Below are 18,017 nucleotides of genomic sequence, written 5' to 3' on the forward strand. Positions count from 1 at the left end.
ACACAAATTTGAACGGTGAAGCGCCAAAAACGCGATTAAGGTACGTCGTAACCCAGCGCGGCTTTACGGATGCGGAACCATTGTTGGCGAGACATGCTCAGCGCTTCGGACTCAATGGCGGCACGAACACGCTCGATTTTACCCGAACCAATAATCGGCAGCGGTTGCGAAGGCAGACGTAAGATCCAGGCGTACACCACCTGCTCGATGGACTGCGCGTTCAATTCTTCTGCGATCGCGGCCAGTTCATTGCGCAGCGGCTGGAAGGCATCGTCATTAAACAGACGACCGCCCCCCAGACAGGACCAGGCCATCGGACGGATACGCAGCTGTTGCAGTTGATCTAATGTGCCATCCAGCAGGAGTGGCTGATGTACCGGTGAAATTTCAACCTGGTTGGTCGCCAGAGTGAACGGCAGACGCGATTGCAACAGCGAAAACTGCGCGGGGGTGAAGTTAGAGACGCCAAAGTGACGCACTTTGCCGCTATGGTGCAATTTTTTAAATGCGTCGGCCACATCGTCTGCATCCATCAGAGGATCGGGACGATGGATCAGCAGCAAATCAATATGATCGGTCGCCAACAGCTTTAGCGATTGTTCCGCGCTGGCAATAATATGGGCGCTGTCGGTAATGTAGTGCCCGAGCGCATTTTCCGTGCGCGCCGTCGTGGCGATCCCGCATTTGGTGACAATCTGCATTTTCTCACGCAAATGCGGAGCCAGTTTCATCGCCTCGCCAAACGCTGCTTCACACTGGTATCCGCCGTAAATATCGGCGTGATCGACGGTGGTAACGCCAAGGTCAAGATGCTCTTCAATAAAGCTGACTAACTGACGCGTGGACATATTCCAGTCCATCAGGCGCCAGTAACCCATCACAAAGCGAGAAAATTCCGGGCCTTGCGGCGCAATAGTAATACGCTGAACCATAGCAGCTTCCTTATAAATGAATGTGCATCGAGTATACGCAATTACGCTTTTAAAAGAGTGAAGGTTGTTGCGGTTCTTCTGGTGGGTTGGGTTTATTTGCACGTAATTTACGCATCAGGCGCTGGCGACAAAGGCGCAGCACGTCCTGCTTTTCGGCATCGCTCATTTTTTGCCAGTTAAAACGCTCATCCCGGCTACGAAAACAGCCACGGCAAAAGCCGCGCTCGTCAGACTGACAGATACCACGGCATGGGCTCTGGACGGGGAAAAATTCCAGCTGTTCTGCCACATCCCCTCCTTTAGTAAGATTGATATATCTATTGAAGACGTTAACTGAATTTCTCGCAAGCGCTATTGCATTAGACCGACTGGTCTATTATGCTTCTTTCATGAACAAAGTCACTGAACACGATACACGCGAACATCTTCTGGCGACTGGCGAGCTGCTGTGCATGCAGCGCGGCTTCACCGGCATGGGCTTGAGTGAGCTACTAAAAACCGCTGAAGTGCCTAAGGGTTCGTTTTATCACTATTTTCGCTCAAAAGAAGCGTTCGGCGTCGCGATGCTGGAACGCCACTATGCGGCTTATCATCAGCGATTGGCTACGCATTTTGATACGGGGGCGGGAAACTACCGCGACAGGATTCTGGCCTATTATCAGGAAACCCTGAATCAGTTTAGCCAGCACGGCATTATTAGCGGCTGTTTAACCGTTAAACTGTCTGCCGAAGTGTGCGATCTGTCAGAAGATATGCGTACAGCGATGGATAAAGGCGCACGGCACATCATTGCGCTGTTAGCGCAGGCACTGGAGAAAGGTCGGGCAAATCATTGCTTGTCTTTCGTTGGTGAGCCATTACAGCAGGCACAGGTTCTGTATGCACTGTGGCTGGGCGCCAATCTGCAGGCCAAGATTTCTCGTAGCGCCACACCGCTGGAAAATGCGCTGGCGCACGTTAAAACCATCATTACGACGCCTGCCGTTTAACAGGCGTTTTTATTTCTTTTATTACTAGACGACCGGTCTATTCAGGAGTGCCACATGTCATCTGAAAAACTGTTTTCCCCACTGAAAGTGGGTGCCATTACGGCGGCAAACCGCGTTTTTATGGCGCCATTGACGCGTCTGCGCAGCATTGAGCCTGGCGACATCCCTACTCCGCTGATGGCCGAGTATTATCGTCAACGCGCCAGCGCGGGACTCATCATCAGTGAAGCAACGCAGATTTCCGCCCAGGCGAAAGGTTATGCCGGAGCGCCGGGGCTACACAGCGAAGCACAGATTGCCGCATGGAAGAAAATCACTGCAGCCGTACATGCTGAGCAAGGTCATATTGCTGTCCAGCTGTGGCACACCGGGCGCATCTCCCACGCCAGTCTGCAGCCAAACGGCCAGGCCCCTGTAGCACCTTCCGCGATTAGCGCCGGTACCCGCACATCACTGCGCGATGAAAACGGTCTGGCGACGCGTGCCGATACTTCTATGCCGCGTGCACTCGAAACGGAAGAAATTCCGGGTATTGTTAATGATTTCCGTCAGGCAATTGCTAACGCGCGTGAAGCGGGTTTCGACATGGTAGAACTGCACTCCGCCCATGGCTACCTGCTGCACCAATTCCTGTCGCCAACCTCTAACCAGCGTACCGATCAATACGGCGGTAGCGTCGAGAATCGTGCGCGTCTGGTACTGGAAGTTGTCGATGCCGGTATTAAAGAATGGGGTGCCGATCGCATTGGTATTCGCGTCTCTCCGATTGGCTCTTTCCAGAACGTCGACAACGGTCCGAATGAAGAAGCCGACGCGCTGTATCTGATCGAGCAATTAGGCAAGCGTGGCATCGCTTATCTGCATATGTCTGAGCCAGACTGGGCCGGTGGTGAGCCGTATTCCGACGCGTTCCGCGAGAAAGTGCGTGCACGTTTCCACGGTCCGATCATTGGCGCGGGCGCTTACACGCCTGAAAAAGCCGAAACGCTGATCGAGAAAGGTCTGATCGATGCCGTTGCTTTTGGTCGCGCTTATATCGCTAACCCGGATCTGGTGGCGCGTCTGCAACATAAAGCGGAACTGAACCCACAGCGCGCCGAAAGTTTCTACGGCGGCGGTGCGGAAGGTTACACCGATTACCCGACCCTCTAACGTCACAATCTCCGTTCTGCCATTGATAGCGGCGTAACAACGCCGCTATACTAAAACAACATTTTGAATGTATTAGCCATTTTCGAAGGGGAAAAAGATGCGTTTACTTCATACCATGCTGCGCGTGGGTGACCTGCAGCGTTCCATCGAGTTTTATACCAACGTGCTGGGCATGAAACTGCTGCGTACCAGCGAAAACCCTGAATACAAATACTCTCTGGCCTTTGTTGGCTACGGTCCTGAAACCAGTGAAGCGGTGATCGAGCTGACCTATAACTGGGGCGTTGAAAAATATGAGCTGGGCACCGCCTACGGTCATATCGCCCTGAGCGTTGACAACGCGGCTGAAGCCTGTGAACGTATTCGTCAGAACGGCGGTAACGTGACGCGTGAAGCTGGCCCGGTAAAAGGCGGCACTACGGTGATCGCATTTGTTGAAGATCCGGACGGTTACAAAATTGAACTGATTGAAGAGAAAGACGCCGGGCGCGGCCTGGGCGACTAACCTCCCCTCGGGCGCAGATCGTCTGTGCCCGTAGTTTTATACTCATCATTTTGCCATAATACGCGCTGCAATTTTCCCGTATTAAGAGACCCAGATGTCCGATAACGCTCAACTTTCCGGTCTGTGTGACCGTTTTCGTGGTTTTTACCCTGTCGTCATTGATGTCGAAACCGCAGGGTTTAATGCCAAAACCGATGCGCTGCTTGAGATCGCAGCCATCACATTGAAAATGGATGAACAAGGCTGGCTGATGCCGGACACGACGTTACATTTCCACGTAGAGCCGTTTGAAGGGGCAAATTTGCAGCCTGAAGCGCTCGCCTTTAACGGTATTGACCCTAACAATCCTTTACGTGGCGCGGTCAGTGAATACGACGCGCTGCATGCCATCTTTAAAATGGTACGTAAAGGCATTAAAGACAGCGGCTGCAATCGGGCAATCATGGTGGCGCATAACGCCACATTCGACCACAGTTTTATGATGGCCGCTGCAGAACGCGCCTCACTGAAGCGTAACCCGTTTCACCCGTTCGTTACCTTTGATACAGCGGCATTAAGCGGTCTGTCACTGGGGCAAACTGTATTATCAAAAGCATGCCTGGCGGCAGGAATGGAATTTGATGGCACTCAGGCGCACTCGGCGCTGTATGATACCGAACGTACTGCCGTGCTGTTTTGTGAAATCGTTAATCGCTGGAAACGTCTCGGCGGCTGGCCTCTCCCCGTGCCGGAAGAGGCATAACGGACCGATAAAAAAAGCGACCATCACAGGTCGCTTTTTTATTTCAGCTGATATTACTCAGCGTCCGGCTCTTCGGTTTTGTACTTCGCCGCTGTTTCTTTAATCAGCTGCTGCAACTCACCGCGCTGGTACATTTCAATGAGAATGTCACAGCCGCCAACCAGCTCGCCATCAACCCACAGTTGTGGGAAGGTCGGCCAGTTTGCGTATTTCGGCAGCTCGGCGCGAATATCCGGGTTCTGCAGAATATCAACATAAGCAAAGCGTTCACCACAGGCGGACAGCGCCTGTACGGCCTGAGCGGAGAAACCGCAGCTTGGCAGTTTAGGGGAACCTTTCATGTACAGGAGAATCGGGTTTTCAGCGATTTGGCGCTGGATTTTTTCGATAGTGGTGCTCATTATCTTGCTTCCTTAAACTTCTTTTACGGCAGTAGTCTGACATTGTAGCGGGTCAGGCAGGCAACGGAAAATAACATTTTCATTACGCGTTATTATTTTATCGTTTGCCGTTAAAAGTTGCATTCATAATCTTACTTACCCACTCAAAGTGTACGGCCTTGATTATTTGTTCACCAATCACACCTTGAATTGCTGTTTTTTTTTGCGGTCGGTAACGAAACGCAGGGTTAAACAAAAAAAGCTATTAACTTTCATTGTTTCTATAGATTAGAATCATCAAGTTTTGAAAATCACACGCAGGTATGATAGACCTGCCTTACCAGAGGACTGCTCAGTGGCGCGGATAAACCGAATCTCGATCACGCTCTGTGCTTTACTTTTTACCACACTGCCTTTTACGCCTATGGCTCATGCTTCCAAGCAGGCCAGGACGACACCTACCAGTTCCCACACCGTCAAGACGGTAGATAAAAAGAAAAGCGCAACAACCAGCCAAAAAACAGCAAAGACCAACAAGAAATCGGTAACAAAGACCACCAGCAAAACCAGTAAAACAGCCTCCTCTTCTAAAAAACGCACAGCCACTCCGGCAAAATCGACAAAAACTGCAAACCGTCGCAGTAAAACTGCCGCAGCACAAACCGCTGCCGTTACCTGGACTGAAAAATGTACGCCGCGCAAAGGTCATAAGCCACGCTGCGTGAAGGTGAAAACTGCCGCACCGACGACGCTTGCTGAGGCACATAAAGTTAAAGTGCAGAAAGCGACTAAAACCGCGATGTCCACCCTGATGAACCAAATCGGCAAACCTTACCGTTGGGGCGGGTCTTCGCCAAGAACCGGCTTTGATTGCAGCGGTCTGGTCTATTACGCCTATAAAGATCTGGTTAAATTCCGCATTCCGCGTACGGCGAATGAAATGTACCACCTGCGCGACGCCGCACCGATTGAACGTGGCGAGCTGAAAAACGGTGATTTGGTCTTCTTCCGCACGCAAGGTCGCGGCACAGCCGATCACGTTGGTGTTTACGTTGGAAACGGTAAATTTATTCAGTCACCACGCAGCGGTCAGGAAATTCAAATCACCTCTCTGAGCGAAGATTACTGGCAGCGCCACTATGTGGGCGCTCGTCGGGTAATGACACCGAAAACAATTCGCTAAAAACTTACCCTACAGAACATGCTGTAGGGTAAGTTCTTCTTTTGCATAACCTTTCAATTTGCTACCCTATCCTTACTCACAATGAGGCTATTGTGTGTACTCAATATAAATAATAAGGAGAGAAGCAATGTCGTTTGAATTACCTGCATTACCGTATGCCAAAGATGCTCTGGCACCGCACATTTCTGCCGAAACGCTGGAATACCACTATGGCAAACACCATCAAACCTACGTGACCAATCTGAACAACCTGATCAAAGGCACGGCGTTTGAAGGTAAATCACTGGAAGAGATCGTGCGTAGCTCTGAAGGCGGTGTATTCAATAATGCTGCACAGGTATGGAACCACACGTTCTACTGGAACTGCCTGGCGCCGAACGCAGGTGGCGAACCGACCGGTAAACTGGCCGATGCAATTGCCGCCTCCTTTGGCAGCTTTGCGGATTTCAAAGCGCAATTCACCGATGCCGCGATCAAAAACTTCGGTTCTGGCTGGACCTGGCTGGTTAAAGGAACGGATGGCAAACTGGCTATCGTTTCCACTTCCAACGCAGGTACTCCGCTGACGACCGACGCGACGCCGCTGATGACCGTTGACGTATGGGAACACGCCTACTACATCGATTATCGCAATGCCCGTCCTGGCTACCTGGAACACTTCTGGGCGCTGGTGAACTGGGAATTTGTTGCGAAGAACTTCGCAGCATAAAATGATAACGCAGAAGGGATCCCCTTCTGCGTTTTAGTGTTAGCTGGAGGCCGTGCAGAGTTCTTCAGGTTGTCTTCTTGCCGAGATAAAGACCAGCAATAACGCAAGCCCCGCCACAATCGCTCCCATCACCGGCACAAAACTGTAGCCCAGGCCACCGGAAATCACCGCCCCACCGGCTGCCGCACCTAACGCATTCCCCAGGTTAAACGCGCCAATGTTGACTGACGATGATAACCCTGGCGCTTCGCTGGCAACGCGCATCACCCGCATCTGCAACGGCGGAACCACCGCAAACGTCGCCGCGCCCCAGACTACCATACTGACCGCCGCCCCCAGCTCATTACGCGCGAGGAAGGGAATGGCCAGCATAATAACCATCAACAACAGCAAAAAGCCTTTCAGCGTACCGTTGACAGAACGATCCGCCAGCTTGCCGCCAAGATAGTTACCGATCGAGAAACCAACGCCAATTAATACCAGCATTCCGGTCACAAACGCCGGTGTGGCATGGGTAATGCTGTGCAGCACCGGCGAAATGTAAGTATAAAGCGTGAACATCGCGCCGGCGCCCAGCACTGTGGTCAGCAGAGCCGACAGCACCTGTGGGCGCATAAGTACCGCCAGTTCGCTACGGACATCGGGGCGCGCTCCTGCCCCACCTTTTGGTAATGAGAAAAACAGGCTGACCATAGCGATGACGCCCAGACCCGCCGTCGCCATAAACGACATCCGCCAGCCGATAGTTTCACCAAGCCACGTCGCCGCGGGAACGCCGCCAATATTGGCAATCGTTAACCCCATGAACATGGTTGCCACGGCGCTGGCCTGCTTATGTTTAGGTACCACGCTTGCGGCGACCACAGAGCCGAGACCAAAAAATGCCCCGTGGTTAAGACTGGTCAAAATACGCGACAGCATCAGCGTGGTGTAATCCGGTGAAATAGCTGAAAGCACGTTGCCCAGCGTAAAAATCGCCATCAGGAATATCAACGCATTACGTCGCGCACGATGTGACAGCAGCAGGGTCATCAGCGGAGCCCCCACCATAACGCCAACCGCATACGCGCTGATCAGCATCCCGGCCGCGGGAATCGAGACATCCACCCCTTTGGCAATCACGGGCAATAATCCCATTGGCGAAAATTCGGTGGTGCCAATGCCAAACGCGCCGATCGCCAGCGCCAGTAAGGGATAATTGATTTTCATATATCGACTCCGTAACGTCGAGCCGTGGCGCGACATAAAATAAGAGTCAAAAGCATGACATTGATCGCAAAATTAATAAAGTTAACAAAATTGCAAAAGACTTTTGCTTATTCGCAAACAATAGAGGGGAAACAGATGCGGAGAGGATGAGGGAGAGCTAACTCCCTCGGGGAAATCAATGCAGCGCTGCGGTCAGGCCACCCGCGACGATCAAACCCAGAACAATAATGGTAGTCACTAACGAAAATTTCAGATCGGTGCTCATCAAGTTTTCTCCTTTTTATTCCCACACAAAAAGTGATATTGCGCATTTTTACACACTTGAAAGCAAAAATCTCTCACGATTTATATTGATAACTGCTTTTAACTCTTCCCCTTTTCGTTAAGATCAGACAAAATTCCACGCTTACTTGATTAGCGTACCGGCCATTGACCCCTTCCTGACGTTCCGTGTCGTTTTCCCGGCGTGCCGCAACCCCTACGTTGCGTTAAGGGTGTGTGAAGGCAAACGTTTACCTGGAGTATTCTCAGGAGCTTAGGATATGGTCTGGAGTGAGATGTAATGGCAACAATTAAAGATGTAGCGAAGCGAGCAAACGTTTCCACTACAACCGTATCACACGTAATTAACAAGACGCGCTTTGTCGCGGAAGAAACGCGTAATGCGGTTTGGGCTGCGATCAAAGAGCTGCACTATTCTCCAAGCGCAGTAGCGCGCAGCCTGAAGGTGAATCACACCAAGTCTATCGGCTTGCTGGCGACCAGCAGTGAAGCGGCCTATTTCGCCGAAATTATCGAAGCCGTTGAGAAAAACTGTTTCCAGAAAGGCTATACCCTGATTCTGGGTAACGCATGGAACAGTCTTGAAAAACAGCAGGCCTATCTGTCGATGATGGCGCAAAAGCGCGTTGATGGTCTGCTGGTGATGTGTTCTGAGTATCCGGAATCTCTGCTTTCGATGCTCGAAGAGTATCGCCATATTCCGATGGTTGTGATGGACTGGGGCGAAGCTAAAGCTGATTTTACCGATACGGTCATTGATAACGCTTTCGAGGGCGGTTACATGGCGGGTCGGTATCTGATAGAACGCGGCCATCGCGAAATTGGCGCGATCCCGGGCCCTATGGAGCGGAACACCGGGGCCGGTCGTCTGGCTGGCTTTATGAAAGCGATGGAAGAAGCGCTGATTAAGGTTCCCGAAAACTGGATTGTACAGGGAGATTTTGAACCTGAATCTGGTTATCGCGCCATGCAGCAAATTCTTTCACAGTCGCATCGTCCGACCGCCGTCTTCTGCGGTGGCGATATCATGGCGATGGGCGCGCTGTGCGCTGCTGACGAGATGGGACTGCGCGTACCACAGGATGTCTCGCTCATCGGTTATGATAACGTGCGCAACGCCCGCTTCTTCACGCCAGCACTGACGACCATTCATCAGCCTAAGGACTCACTGGGTGAAACGGCCTTCAACATGCTGTTAGACCGTATCGTGAATAAACGCGAAGAGTCGCAGTCGATCGAGGTTCATCCGCGTCTGGTAGAGCGCCGCTCCGTTGCTGACGGTCCATTCCGCGATTATCGTCGTTAAGCCTGTTGTGCGGGGGCCTCATCTGGCTCCCGCAGCCATTCTTTATTCAGCGTTTCGCTATCCCCCAAATAATCCAGCAACCAACTCAGTGCTGGCGAGGTATCGTTCTGTTGCCATGTCAGACAACACGCGGCATCAGGAAAGGGATTCTCCAACTGCAGCGAGACCCATTTACCGCTATCAATCCACGGCTTGGCAAAATGTGTTGGTACCATGCCCACACACAATCCCGCAGATAAACAGGTCGCGGAAGATTCCCAGTCAGGAACCACAACGCGCTTTTGGTTATCCAGTAACCAGGTAATACGCTTCGGCAATGTACGTGAGGTATCTTCGCGCACCAGCGACGGCCAGTTGCGCAACGTGTCATCGCTTAGCGGCCCCGACATTGACGCCAGCGGATGATGGCTGGCCACCACGCAGCTCCAGCTCAGCATGCCCATGTCGCGGAAGGTATAGCGCCCCCCTACCGGGATGGCCTGTGTGGCGCCAATAGCCAGCTCTACACGCCCATCGGAAAGCGCATCCCAGACGCCATTAAACACTTCCTGAAAAACCAGCAGTTCCACATCGTCAAAGTGGCGATAGAAATCTACAATCATCTGTCGGGTACGTTCGGGACGGACAATGTTATCTACCGCGATTGCCAGTTGTCCTCGCCAGCCGTTGGCGATTTGTTGACATTGCTGACGAGTGATCTGCATTTTTTTGATAACAGAGCGCCCTTCTTTTAAAAACCACGCACCAGCAGGCGTTAATTCCACATCGCGATGACGTCGCTCAAAAAGCGGTACAGCCAGCCACTCCTCCAGTTGGCGTACGGTGTAGCTTACCGCCGAAGGTACGCGGTGCAGCTCCTGCGCGGCTGAACTAAAACTGCCGTTACGCGCAACCGCATCAACCACTTCAAGTGAATATTCCGACCACATATTCTGCCTGCAAAAAATTTGAAATCAGTAAGCAAATATTAGCGTTTCACAGCGAGAATTACACTCACTACACTCAGCGGCATTGTTCTACTGCTAAAAAAAGAGAAATGATGATGCAACCTGGGAAAGGTTTTTTAGTCTGGTTGGCGGGTCTTAGCGTGCTTGGCTTTCTGGCGACGGATATGTATCTGCCCGCCTTTGCCACGATTCAGTCCGATCTGCAAACACCTGCCTCTGCCGTCAGCGCCAGCCTAAGTTTGTTTTTAGCGGGTTTCGCCGTCGCGCAACTTCTGTGGGGACCGCTCTCAGACCACTATGGTCGTAAACCGATTTTACTGCTGGGTTTATCTATCTTTGCGCTGGGTAGTCTGGGTATGCTGTGGGTTGAAAACGCCACAGGGTTGTTGGTATTGCGCTTTATTCAGGCTGTTGGCGTCTGTGCCGCGTCGGTTATCTGGCAGGCGCTGGTCACCGACTACTACCCATCACAAAAAGTAAACCGCATCTTTGCCACCATTATGCCGCTGGTCGGGTTATCTCCGGCTCTCGCGCCGTTATTAGGTAGCTGGATTCTGGTCCATTTCTCCTGGCAGGCCATTTTCGCGACCCTGTTTGCTATTACACTGATTCTGATGCTTCCGGCCCTGCGTTTAAAACCGACGGTTCAAGCACGCGACGACAGCCAGGATAAACTGACTTTCGCCACACTGTTGCGCTCGAAAGCATACCGTGGAAACGTACTCATTTATGCCGCCTGTTCCGCAAGCTTTTTCGCATGGCTGACAGGGTCACCGTTCATTCTTAGCGAAATGGGCTACAGCCCGGCAGTGATTGGCCTGAGCTATGTTCCACAAACTATCGCTTTCTTAATTGGTGGTTACGGCTGCCGTGCGGCGCTGCAAAAATGGCAAGGCCGCCAGCTGCTGCCATGGTTACTGATACTTTATGCCATTAGCGTTGTAGCCACCTGGGCTACCGGCTTTATTCATCATGTTGCCCTGGCTGAAATCCTGATCCCATTCTGCGTAATGGCGATCGCGAACGGCGCAATCTACCCTATCGTTGTTGCTCAGGCGTTACGTCCTTTCCCACAGGCCACAGGGCGCGCAGCTGCATTGCAAAATACGCTGCAACTGGGTTTATGCTTCCTGGCAAGCCTTGTGGTGTCATGGTTGATCGCCACCCCGCTGCTCACCACCACCAGCGTGATGCTGACTACTGTGCTGCTGGCAGGCATGGGTTACAAAATGCAATCGCAGACCGATAACGCCTCACAAACAGAGGACCAGGGGCAAATTGCCCATAGTGAGTCTCACTAATAATTGTTGCGGGCAATTAGTTAGTCCGCTAACAATTTTCTATTGAATCGTCAAAAAATCAGGCTTATACTGATTTCCAGTTGTTACAAAAACGATAATTTTTAGGTATTAACGGGGACAAGAACGTTCCCGTTTTTCCACGGATGGCCTTTTCGGTAAGGGTTTCTCCCTTCCTCTGTTCTACGTCGGATTAAAGATTCGCGGATTAATTCCGTGAGATTTCTCACAAAGCCCAAAAAAGCGTCTACGCTGTTTTAAGGTTCTGATCACCGACCAGTGATGGAGAAGCTATGAGTTCATCGTGTATAGAAGACGTCAGCGTACCGGATGATGACTGGTACCGCATCACCAATGAATTATTGAGCCGTGCAGGTATTACCATTAATGGTTCGGCAGCGGCGGATATTCGCGTCAAAAACCCCGATTTTTTCAAACGCGTACTGCAGGAAGGATCGTTGGGTTTGGGTGAGAGTTATATGGACGGCTGGTGGGAGTGCGATCGGCTGGACATATTTTTCACCAAAGTGTTGCGCGCCGGGCTTGAAAATCAACTCCCCCGCCACTTCAAAGATACCTTACGTATCGCCACGGCACGGCTGTTCAATTTACAGACCAAAAAACGCGCATGGGTTGTCGGCAAAGAACATTACGATCTGGGCAACGACCTGTTTACCCGCATGCTTGATCCCTACATGCAGTATTCCTGCGCCTACTGGAAAGATGCCGATACCCTGGAATCTGCCCAACAGGCGAAGTTAAAAATGATTGCCGAAAAATTGCAGTTGAAGCCGGGTATGCGGGTGCTTGATATTGGTTGTGGCTGGGGTGGCTTGTCCCATTTTATGGCATCGCAATACGGTGTGAGCGTGGTAGGTGTGACCATCTCGGCAGAGCAGCAGAAAATGGCGCAAGCGCGTTGCGCGGGACTGGATGTCACCATTTTGCTGCAAGATTACCGCGACCTGAACGATAAATTTGATCGCATTGTCTCCGTCGGCATGTTTGAGCATGTTGGTCCGAAAAACTACAAAACCTATTTCGATGTTGTCGATCGTAATTTAAAACCGGACGGTCTCTTTTTGCTGCACAGTATCGGTTCGAATAAAACCGACAATAATGTTGATCCGTGGATTAATAAATACATCTTCCCGAACGGCTGTTTACCGTCAGTTCGCCAGATTGCCAACGCCAGCGAGCCGCATTTTGTGATGGAAGACTGGCATAATTTTGGCGCAGATTACGACACCACGCTGATGGCATGGCACGAGCGCTTCATGCGTTCCTGGCCTGAAATCGCCGATAACTATACCGAGCGTTTTAAACGGATGTTCAGCTATTACCTGAACGCCTGCGCCGGTGCGTTTCGTGCTCGCGATATCCAGCTTTGGCAGGTGGTTTTCTCCCGCGGTGTTGAGCACGGCCTGCGCGTCCCCCGCTAATGTCTATCGTCTACCGCCCCCGTGCTAACGGGGGCGTTTTGTTTCTGACCGGATTCAGACCTCGCCCGCTACGTTACTGATGGCGCTTTCGCGCGCAGCCAGTACACGTTCAACGGTATCAACAACCGCCTGCGTTTGCGGATCGATTTCGATATTAACCCGCGCACCCAGCTTTTTCTTACCCAGCGTCGTACGCTCCAGCGTTTCCGGGATCAAATGCACGCAAAAGCGCGTTGGCGTGACTTCGCCGACCGTCAGGCTGATGCCGTCAATGCCGATAAATCCCTTGTACAGGATATATTTCATCAGCGATGGGTCCTGAACTTTAAACCATACCTGCCGGTTATTTTCCGAAGTCAAAATTTTAGACACCTCGGCGGTGGTCATAATATGGCCCGACATTAAATGCCCGCCAATCTCATCGCTGAATTTTGCCGCACGCTCAACGTTAACCATATCCCCGACCTTCAGGTCGCCCAGGTTGGTGATACGCAGCGTCTCTTTCATCAGATCGAAGCTTATGTGGTTACCGTTGATTTCGGTTACCGTCAGGCAACAGCCATTGTGGGCAACCGATGCGCCGGTCTCCAGCGCATCCAGCATATATTCAGGCAACTCCACGACATGCGTACGAAAATTTGGTTTTTCATCAATGGACACCAATTTTGCGGTGCCCTGCACAATACCCGTAAACATACTTCTCACTCCTGAACTCAATTAAGACATCTCTGCCCAGCACAATAGCAGGTGGAAATTCAGGTTGCCAGCAGTGCGCCACCGCTGCCTGTTTTTTCACTGGAGAATTACGTATTCCTCGCTACAATAGACTGAAATTTCCCCAGCTTTTTCTCCTTGCTGCCATATAAGGCGGCTTTTTTAGTCTCTCAAATAACAACAATATAGTGGTGTACACGTGCAAAAGTATGTAAGTGAAGCGCGTCAGTTATTAGCTCTGGCAATTCCGGTGATTCTTGCGCAAATCGCTCAAACCGCAATGGGATTCGTCGATACCGTCATGGCGGGCGGATACAGCGCGACGGATATGGCGGCCGTTGCCATTGGTACGTCCATCTGGCTGCCAGCTATTCTGTTTGGCCACGGACTCCTGCTGGCGTTGACGCCGGTCATTGCCCAACTCAATGGTTCTGGCCGCCGCGATCGTATCGCCCATCAGGTACGCCAGGGATTCTGGCTGGCTGGTAGCGTCTCCGTTTTGATTATGGTCGTGCTGTGGAATGCGGGATACATTATCCGCTCCATGCACAACATCGACCCGGCGCTGGCCGATAAAGCCGTCGGTTATCTGCGCGCATTGCTATGGGGTGCGCCGGGGTATTTGTTTTTCCAGGTAGCCCGTAACCAGTGCGAAGGGCTGGCCAAGACTAAACCGGCAATGGTGATGGGGTTTATCGGCCTGCTGGTGAACATCCCGGTTAACTATGTTTTCATCTATGGACATTTAGGTATGCCGGAACTTGGCGGCGTGGGCTGTGGCGTGGCCACGGCAGCGGTTTACTGGGTAATGTTTGCCGCCATGCTGTCTTACGTCAAACACGCGCGTTCAATGCGTGATATCCGTAATGAGCGAGGCTTCCAGAAGCCAGACACTGCGGTGATGAAGCGTCTCGTGCAGCTGGGTTTACCCATCGCGCTGGCGTTATTTTTCGAAGTGACGCTGTTTGCTGTGGTTGCGCTGCTGGTTTCCCCGCTGGGGATCGTCGATGTGGCCGGGCACCAAATCGCGCTGAACTTTAGTTCGTTAATGTTCGTTCTGCCGATGTCGCTGGCGGCCGCTGTCACTATTCGTGTCGGTTATCGTTTGGGTCAGGGTTCCACGCTGGAGGCGCAAACGGCGGCCCGAACCGGTCTGGGCGTTGGTGTCTGCATGGCGGTTGTGACGGCGGTTTTCACCGTGACCTTCCGTGAACACATTGCCCTGCTCTACAACGATAACCCGGAAGTGGTCGCTCTGGCGGCGCAGCTCATGTTACTGGCCGCGGTGTATCAAATATCGGACTCTATCCAGGTTATTGGCAGCGGTGTTCTGCGCGGTTACAAAGACACGCGCTCTATCTTCTTTATCACCTTTACAGCCTACTGGGTGCTGGGTCTGCCAAGCGGCTATATTCTGGCGCTCACCGATTTGGTGGTCGACAGGATGGGACCTGCGGGTTTCTGGATGGGCTTTATTATCGGTCTGACCTCTGCGGCCGTCTTAATGATGCTGCGGATGCGTTATCTGCAACGCCAGCCGTCAGCCGTCATTTTGCAACGCGCGGCACGATAACCGCACAATAGCCGCCGTCTGGCGGCTTTTTTACACCTTCAGAAGGGACTGGCGTTTTCGGCATTCACCCATTGTTCGCTGACAGGATGCCTGAAACGCAATGCGCTGGCATGCAGCATCAGTCGCGGGGTTAGCTCAGTGCCTGGCAGCAGACGCCCGCCATACAAATCGCACCCTAAAATAGGATGTCCCAACTGCTGACAGTGGATCCGTAGTTGATGGGTACGCCCGGTTTCAGGCGTCAGTTGTACGCGCGTTAAGGGGAGTAATTCCCCGTTCTCCTGGCGATGAACAAAACGCTCAACAACCTGATAGCGCGAGCGCGCAGGCTTGCCGTTAACGGCGCAAATCGTCATCAGCGGAAACAGCGCCGGATCTTTGCTAATCGCTGCGTCAATAATCCCTGCATCGTTTTCCAGATGCCCGCATAGCAGTGCGCTGTATACCTTCGTCACCATGCGCTGACTAAACTGCTGGCACAGCGCGGCGTTGATAGCCTTGTTACGGGCCACCACCATTAGCCCGGAGGTGCCGAAATCAAGCCGATGGACCAGCGTGCAACCGGGAAAAATCTGTACCAACCGGTGATGTACCGAATCGAGATTGTGCGGATTTTTCCCCGACAAGCTGAGCAGCCCGGTGGGTTTATTGATAAGCAGCAAATGCTCGTCCTGATAGAGAATCTCTATCTGGTCATAACAAGGCGGAGCAATAAAGGTATCAAGAATGGTAGACATCAGGCGGCCAGGATGGAGTGTGGGCACGGATGATAACGAATTTTCACTGTACTGGCGAATAGGCTCGCTTAACTAATGGCACTCATTGCATGGTAGAGTGGGCGTTATTCGGCAAGCGAAGAGAGGGTTACACTGTGCAACAAATCGATTTTTATATGGTAGATGCCTTTAGCACCACGACGTTTGGCGGTAATGCCGCCGCAGTATGTCCGCTCGCAGACTGGTTGCCCGATGAAACATTATTAAAAATGGCGCAGCAGCATAACCAGTCGGAGACCGCTTTCTTTGTCGCCAATGATAATGGCTTTGAGCTACGTTGGTTTACCACACAGGGAGAAATCAATTTGTGTGGGCATGCCACGCTTGCCGCAGCGCATGTCATTTTTGAACATCTGGATTATCCGGACACAACTCTCCATTTTGCCACCCGATTTGTGGGTCCGCTGACGGTCACACGCAGCGGTCAATGGCTGACGCTTGATTTTCCTGCCTGGCAAAGCGACCCTGTCGTACCGCCCGCCTTATTGTTGGAAACTTTAGGCATCGCCGAATGTAAAGAAGTTCGCGTGGCGCGCGACTATATGGTCGTAATGGAGAACCAGCGCCAGGTCGAGGCTGTACGCCCGAATATCCACGCCATGATCCCGCTAGGGAAAATGGTTTGTATCACCGCGCCAGGTGACGGGGAATACGATTTCGTCAGCCGTTTCTTCTGCCCGGGCGAAGCCGTCGCGGAGGATCCTGTCACAGGTTCGGCGCATAGCATGCTCATTCCTTACTGGGCAGAGAAACTGAACAAAACACAAATGCTGGCGCGTCAGGTATCTGGGCGCGGTGGGGATTTACGCTGCCAACTGGCGGGTTCTCGCGTTTATATTGGTGGGCAGGCAACAACTTACCTGACGGGTAAAGTGCTGCTACGCTAACCCTCTTACACGTTACATAACCCAATCCAGGGAGGAAGTATGTCTAACAAACTGCTGCAGATTCACTTTAATTTTCATGGCCCGTTTGGCTCCGAGATGTCGCAACAACTTGTTGAACTGGCCGAATCCATCAATCAGGAGCCGGGCTTTATCTGGAAAATCTGGACCGAGAACGAAGCAAATCATGAAGCCGGTGGCATCTATATGTTTCAGGATCAAGACACCGCGCTAGCTTATGTTAAAAAGCATACAGCCCGTCTGAAGCACCTGGGGGTGGAAGAGGTGTTTTTCAAAATCTTCGATATCAATGAGCCGTTGAGTAAGATTAACCACGGTCATATTGACTAACGTTTTTAGCTTAAACGCCCTGTTCCGGGGCGATACCGCCTCCCCCCGTTTTCCCCTCACTCATACCCCAGCACCCGCTATATAGCGGGTGCCACGTTTGCTTTAGTTCACAAAATCAGCACCCATGAAAACTATCACTAGCCGACCGAAGCATGAAGGCGTATAAGTAATACAAACAGTATTAATTAATACAAAATGAATCATCGAAAACCAAGGAGATCGCTTATGTCCCCAGACATTACGCTCAACGCTTCACCAGGCAGTTTTCCCCCGGCAGGTCATTACTCGCACAGTACAACGGCAGGTGGTTTTGTGTTCATTTCTGGACAGCTGCCGGTCACCCAGGATGGCGAAAAAAAAACCGATGCGTCTTTTGAAGAACAAACCAGATTGGCCCTGCAAAATGTCGATGCCTGTCTGGCAGGTGCTGGAGTCTCGCGTCAGCACCTGGTTTCAGTACGCGTCTATGTCACGGATATTAACCAGTGGCCGACATTTAACAGGATCTATGGTGAGTGGATCGGTGATTTTCGCCCTGCCCGTGCTGTCGCTGGAGTTGCCGAACTTCATTACGGTTTTGCCGTAGAAATCGAAGCGATGGCTTTGGCCCCACAGGCCTGATTTATAACTGTATACAGGTGAA

21 protein-coding genes are annotated in these 18,017 nt (G+C 51.9%); 13 read left to right on the top strand and 8 right to left on the bottom strand.

Annotated features, from left to right (window positions below):
- Nucleotides 1-35: 35 nt before the first annotated feature.
- The gene (locus FDW96_RS08980; RefSeq protein WP_042308642.1) at nucleotides 36-932 is read right to left on the bottom strand and encodes an aldo/keto reductase family oxidoreductase; all 897 of its coding nucleotides are present in this window, start codon (nucleotides 930-932) and stop codon (nucleotides 36-38) included.
- A 49-nt stretch (nucleotides 933-981) separates the two neighbouring features.
- Complete coding sequence (locus FDW96_RS08985; protein WP_038640381.1) at nucleotides 982-1,221, bottom strand: DUF1289 domain-containing protein; 240 nt, start codon at nucleotides 1,219-1,221, stop codon at nucleotides 982-984.
- 100 nt (nucleotides 1,222-1,321) lie between these two features.
- Here FDW96_RS08985 and FDW96_RS08990 point away from each other — a divergent pair, with 100 nt between their 5' ends.
- The 4 genes from FDW96_RS08990 to rnt all read left to right on the top strand — a co-directional run bounded on the left by FDW96_RS08990 (nucleotide 1,322) and on the right by rnt (nucleotide 4,320).
- Nucleotides 1,322-1,921 (top strand): TetR/AcrR family transcriptional regulator, encoded by a 600-nt coding sequence (locus tag FDW96_RS08990; RefSeq protein ID WP_042308645.1) that lies wholly within the window; start codon nucleotides 1,322-1,324, stop codon nucleotides 1,919-1,921.
- A 54-nt stretch (nucleotides 1,922-1,975) separates the two neighbouring features.
- The gene (locus FDW96_RS08995) at nucleotides 1,976-3,073 is read left to right on the top strand and encodes an alkene reductase (protein WP_042308647.1); all 1,098 of its coding nucleotides are present in this window, start codon (nucleotides 1,976-1,978) and stop codon (nucleotides 3,071-3,073) included.
- A 97-nt stretch (nucleotides 3,074-3,170) separates the two neighbouring features.
- The gene (gene gloA, locus FDW96_RS09000) at nucleotides 3,171-3,578 is read left to right on the top strand and encodes a lactoylglutathione lyase (protein WP_042308649.1); all 408 of its coding nucleotides are present in this window, start codon (nucleotides 3,171-3,173) and stop codon (nucleotides 3,576-3,578) included.
- 94 nt (nucleotides 3,579-3,672) lie between these two features.
- Nucleotides 3,673-4,320 (top strand): ribonuclease T, encoded by a 648-nt coding sequence (gene rnt, locus FDW96_RS09005; protein ID WP_016152990.1) that lies wholly within the window; start codon nucleotides 3,673-3,675, stop codon nucleotides 4,318-4,320.
- 53 nt (nucleotides 4,321-4,373) lie between these two features.
- On the opposite strand, the gene grxD is transcribed toward rnt, so the two are convergent.
- Nucleotides 4,374-4,721: a monothiol glutaredoxin 4 gene (gene grxD, locus FDW96_RS09010; RefSeq protein ID WP_003832760.1), complete on the bottom strand. Its 348-nt coding sequence runs from the start codon at nucleotides 4,719-4,721 to the stop codon at nucleotides 4,374-4,376.
- A 334-nt stretch (nucleotides 4,722-5,055) separates the two neighbouring features.
- Between grxD and FDW96_RS09015 the strand changes: the two genes are divergently transcribed.
- Both FDW96_RS09015 and sodB read left to right on the top strand, forming a co-directional pair.
- The gene (locus FDW96_RS09015; RefSeq protein ID WP_137365559.1) at nucleotides 5,056-5,883 is read left to right on the top strand and encodes a C40 family peptidase; all 828 of its coding nucleotides are present in this window, start codon (nucleotides 5,056-5,058) and stop codon (nucleotides 5,881-5,883) included.
- 127 nt (nucleotides 5,884-6,010) lie between these two features.
- Nucleotides 6,011-6,592 (top strand): superoxide dismutase [Fe], encoded by a 582-nt coding sequence (sodB, locus tag FDW96_RS09020; protein WP_003029205.1) that lies wholly within the window; start codon nucleotides 6,011-6,013, stop codon nucleotides 6,590-6,592.
- A 39-nt stretch (nucleotides 6,593-6,631) separates the two neighbouring features.
- Here sodB and FDW96_RS09025 read toward each other — a convergent pair whose 3' ends face one another.
- Nucleotides 6,632-7,801, bottom strand: a complete 1,170-nt coding sequence (locus FDW96_RS09025) for an MFS transporter (RefSeq protein ID WP_137360089.1) — start codon at nucleotides 7,799-7,801, stop codon at nucleotides 6,632-6,634.
- A gap of 175 nt (nucleotides 7,802-7,976) precedes the next feature.
- Complete coding sequence (gene cydH / locus FDW96_RS09030) at nucleotides 7,977-8,066, bottom strand: cytochrome bd-I accessory subunit CydH (RefSeq protein ID WP_003029209.1); 90 nt, start codon at nucleotides 8,064-8,066, stop codon at nucleotides 7,977-7,979.
- 297 nt (nucleotides 8,067-8,363) lie between these two features.
- Between cydH and purR the strand changes: the two genes are divergently transcribed.
- Nucleotides 8,364-9,389, top strand: a complete 1,026-nt coding sequence (gene purR, locus FDW96_RS09035) for an HTH-type transcriptional repressor PurR (protein ID WP_038640368.1) — start codon at nucleotides 8,364-8,366, stop codon at nucleotides 9,387-9,389.
- Here the strand turns inward: purR and punR are convergent.
- Nucleotides 9,386-10,318 (bottom strand): DNA-binding transcriptional activator PunR, encoded by a 933-nt coding sequence (punR, locus tag FDW96_RS09040; protein ID WP_038640367.1) that lies wholly within the window; start codon nucleotides 10,316-10,318, stop codon nucleotides 9,386-9,388. The two genes, purR and punR, sit on opposite strands and share 4 nt — an antisense overlap.
- A 113-nt stretch (nucleotides 10,319-10,431) precedes the next feature.
- Here punR and punC point away from each other — a divergent pair, with 113 nt between their 5' ends.
- Both punC and cfa read left to right on the top strand, forming a co-directional pair.
- A complete protein-coding gene (punC, locus tag FDW96_RS09045; RefSeq protein WP_042308656.1) occupies nucleotides 10,432-11,637 on the top strand; it encodes a purine nucleoside transporter PunC in 1,206 nt (401 codons plus the stop codon).
- Between the two features lie 290 nt (nucleotides 11,638-11,927).
- Complete coding sequence (cfa, locus tag FDW96_RS09050) at nucleotides 11,928-13,076, top strand: cyclopropane fatty acyl phospholipid synthase (RefSeq protein ID WP_042308658.1); 1,149 nt, start codon at nucleotides 11,928-11,930, stop codon at nucleotides 13,074-13,076.
- Between the two features lie 54 nt (nucleotides 13,077-13,130).
- Here cfa and FDW96_RS09055 read toward each other — a convergent pair whose 3' ends face one another.
- Nucleotides 13,131-13,772 (bottom strand): riboflavin synthase, encoded by a 642-nt coding sequence (locus FDW96_RS09055; RefSeq protein ID WP_042308659.1) that lies wholly within the window; start codon nucleotides 13,770-13,772, stop codon nucleotides 13,131-13,133.
- 217 nt (nucleotides 13,773-13,989) lie between these two features.
- Here FDW96_RS09055 and mdtK point away from each other — a divergent pair, with 217 nt between their 5' ends.
- Nucleotides 13,990-15,363 (top strand): multidrug efflux MATE transporter MdtK, encoded by a 1,374-nt coding sequence (gene mdtK / locus FDW96_RS09060; protein WP_042308660.1) that lies wholly within the window; start codon nucleotides 13,990-13,992, stop codon nucleotides 15,361-15,363.
- Between the two features lie 38 nt (nucleotides 15,364-15,401).
- On the opposite strand, the gene FDW96_RS09065 is transcribed toward mdtK, so the two are convergent.
- Nucleotides 15,402-16,100 carry an RluA family pseudouridine synthase gene (locus tag FDW96_RS09065; protein ID WP_137365560.1) on the bottom strand — a complete coding sequence of 233 codons (699 nt, stop codon included), beginning with the start codon at nucleotides 16,098-16,100 and terminating at the stop codon, nucleotides 15,402-15,404.
- A 134-nt stretch (nucleotides 16,101-16,234) separates the two neighbouring features.
- Between FDW96_RS09065 and FDW96_RS09070 the strand changes: the two genes are divergently transcribed.
- The 3 genes from FDW96_RS09070 to FDW96_RS09080 all read left to right on the top strand — a co-directional run bounded on the left by FDW96_RS09070 (nucleotide 16,235) and on the right by FDW96_RS09080 (nucleotide 17,995).
- Nucleotides 16,235-17,026 carry a PhzF family phenazine biosynthesis protein gene (locus FDW96_RS09070; protein WP_042308665.1) on the top strand — a complete coding sequence of 264 codons (792 nt, stop codon included), beginning with the start codon at nucleotides 16,235-16,237 and terminating at the stop codon, nucleotides 17,024-17,026.
- A gap of 39 nt (nucleotides 17,027-17,065) precedes the next feature.
- A complete protein-coding gene (locus tag FDW96_RS09075) occupies nucleotides 17,066-17,374 on the top strand; it encodes a monooxygenase (RefSeq protein WP_042308667.1) in 309 nt (102 codons plus the stop codon).
- A 225-nt stretch (nucleotides 17,375-17,599) separates the two neighbouring features.
- Nucleotides 17,600-17,995 carry a RidA family protein gene (locus tag FDW96_RS09080; protein ID WP_042308669.1) on the top strand — a complete coding sequence of 132 codons (396 nt, stop codon included), beginning with the start codon at nucleotides 17,600-17,602 and terminating at the stop codon, nucleotides 17,993-17,995.
- Nucleotides 17,996-18,017 lie beyond the last annotated feature (22 nt).

It is taken from the genome of Citrobacter sp. TBCS-15, from assembly GCF_005280815.1.
Lineage (GTDB): Bacteria > Pseudomonadota > Gammaproteobacteria > Enterobacterales > Enterobacteriaceae > Citrobacter > Citrobacter werkmanii.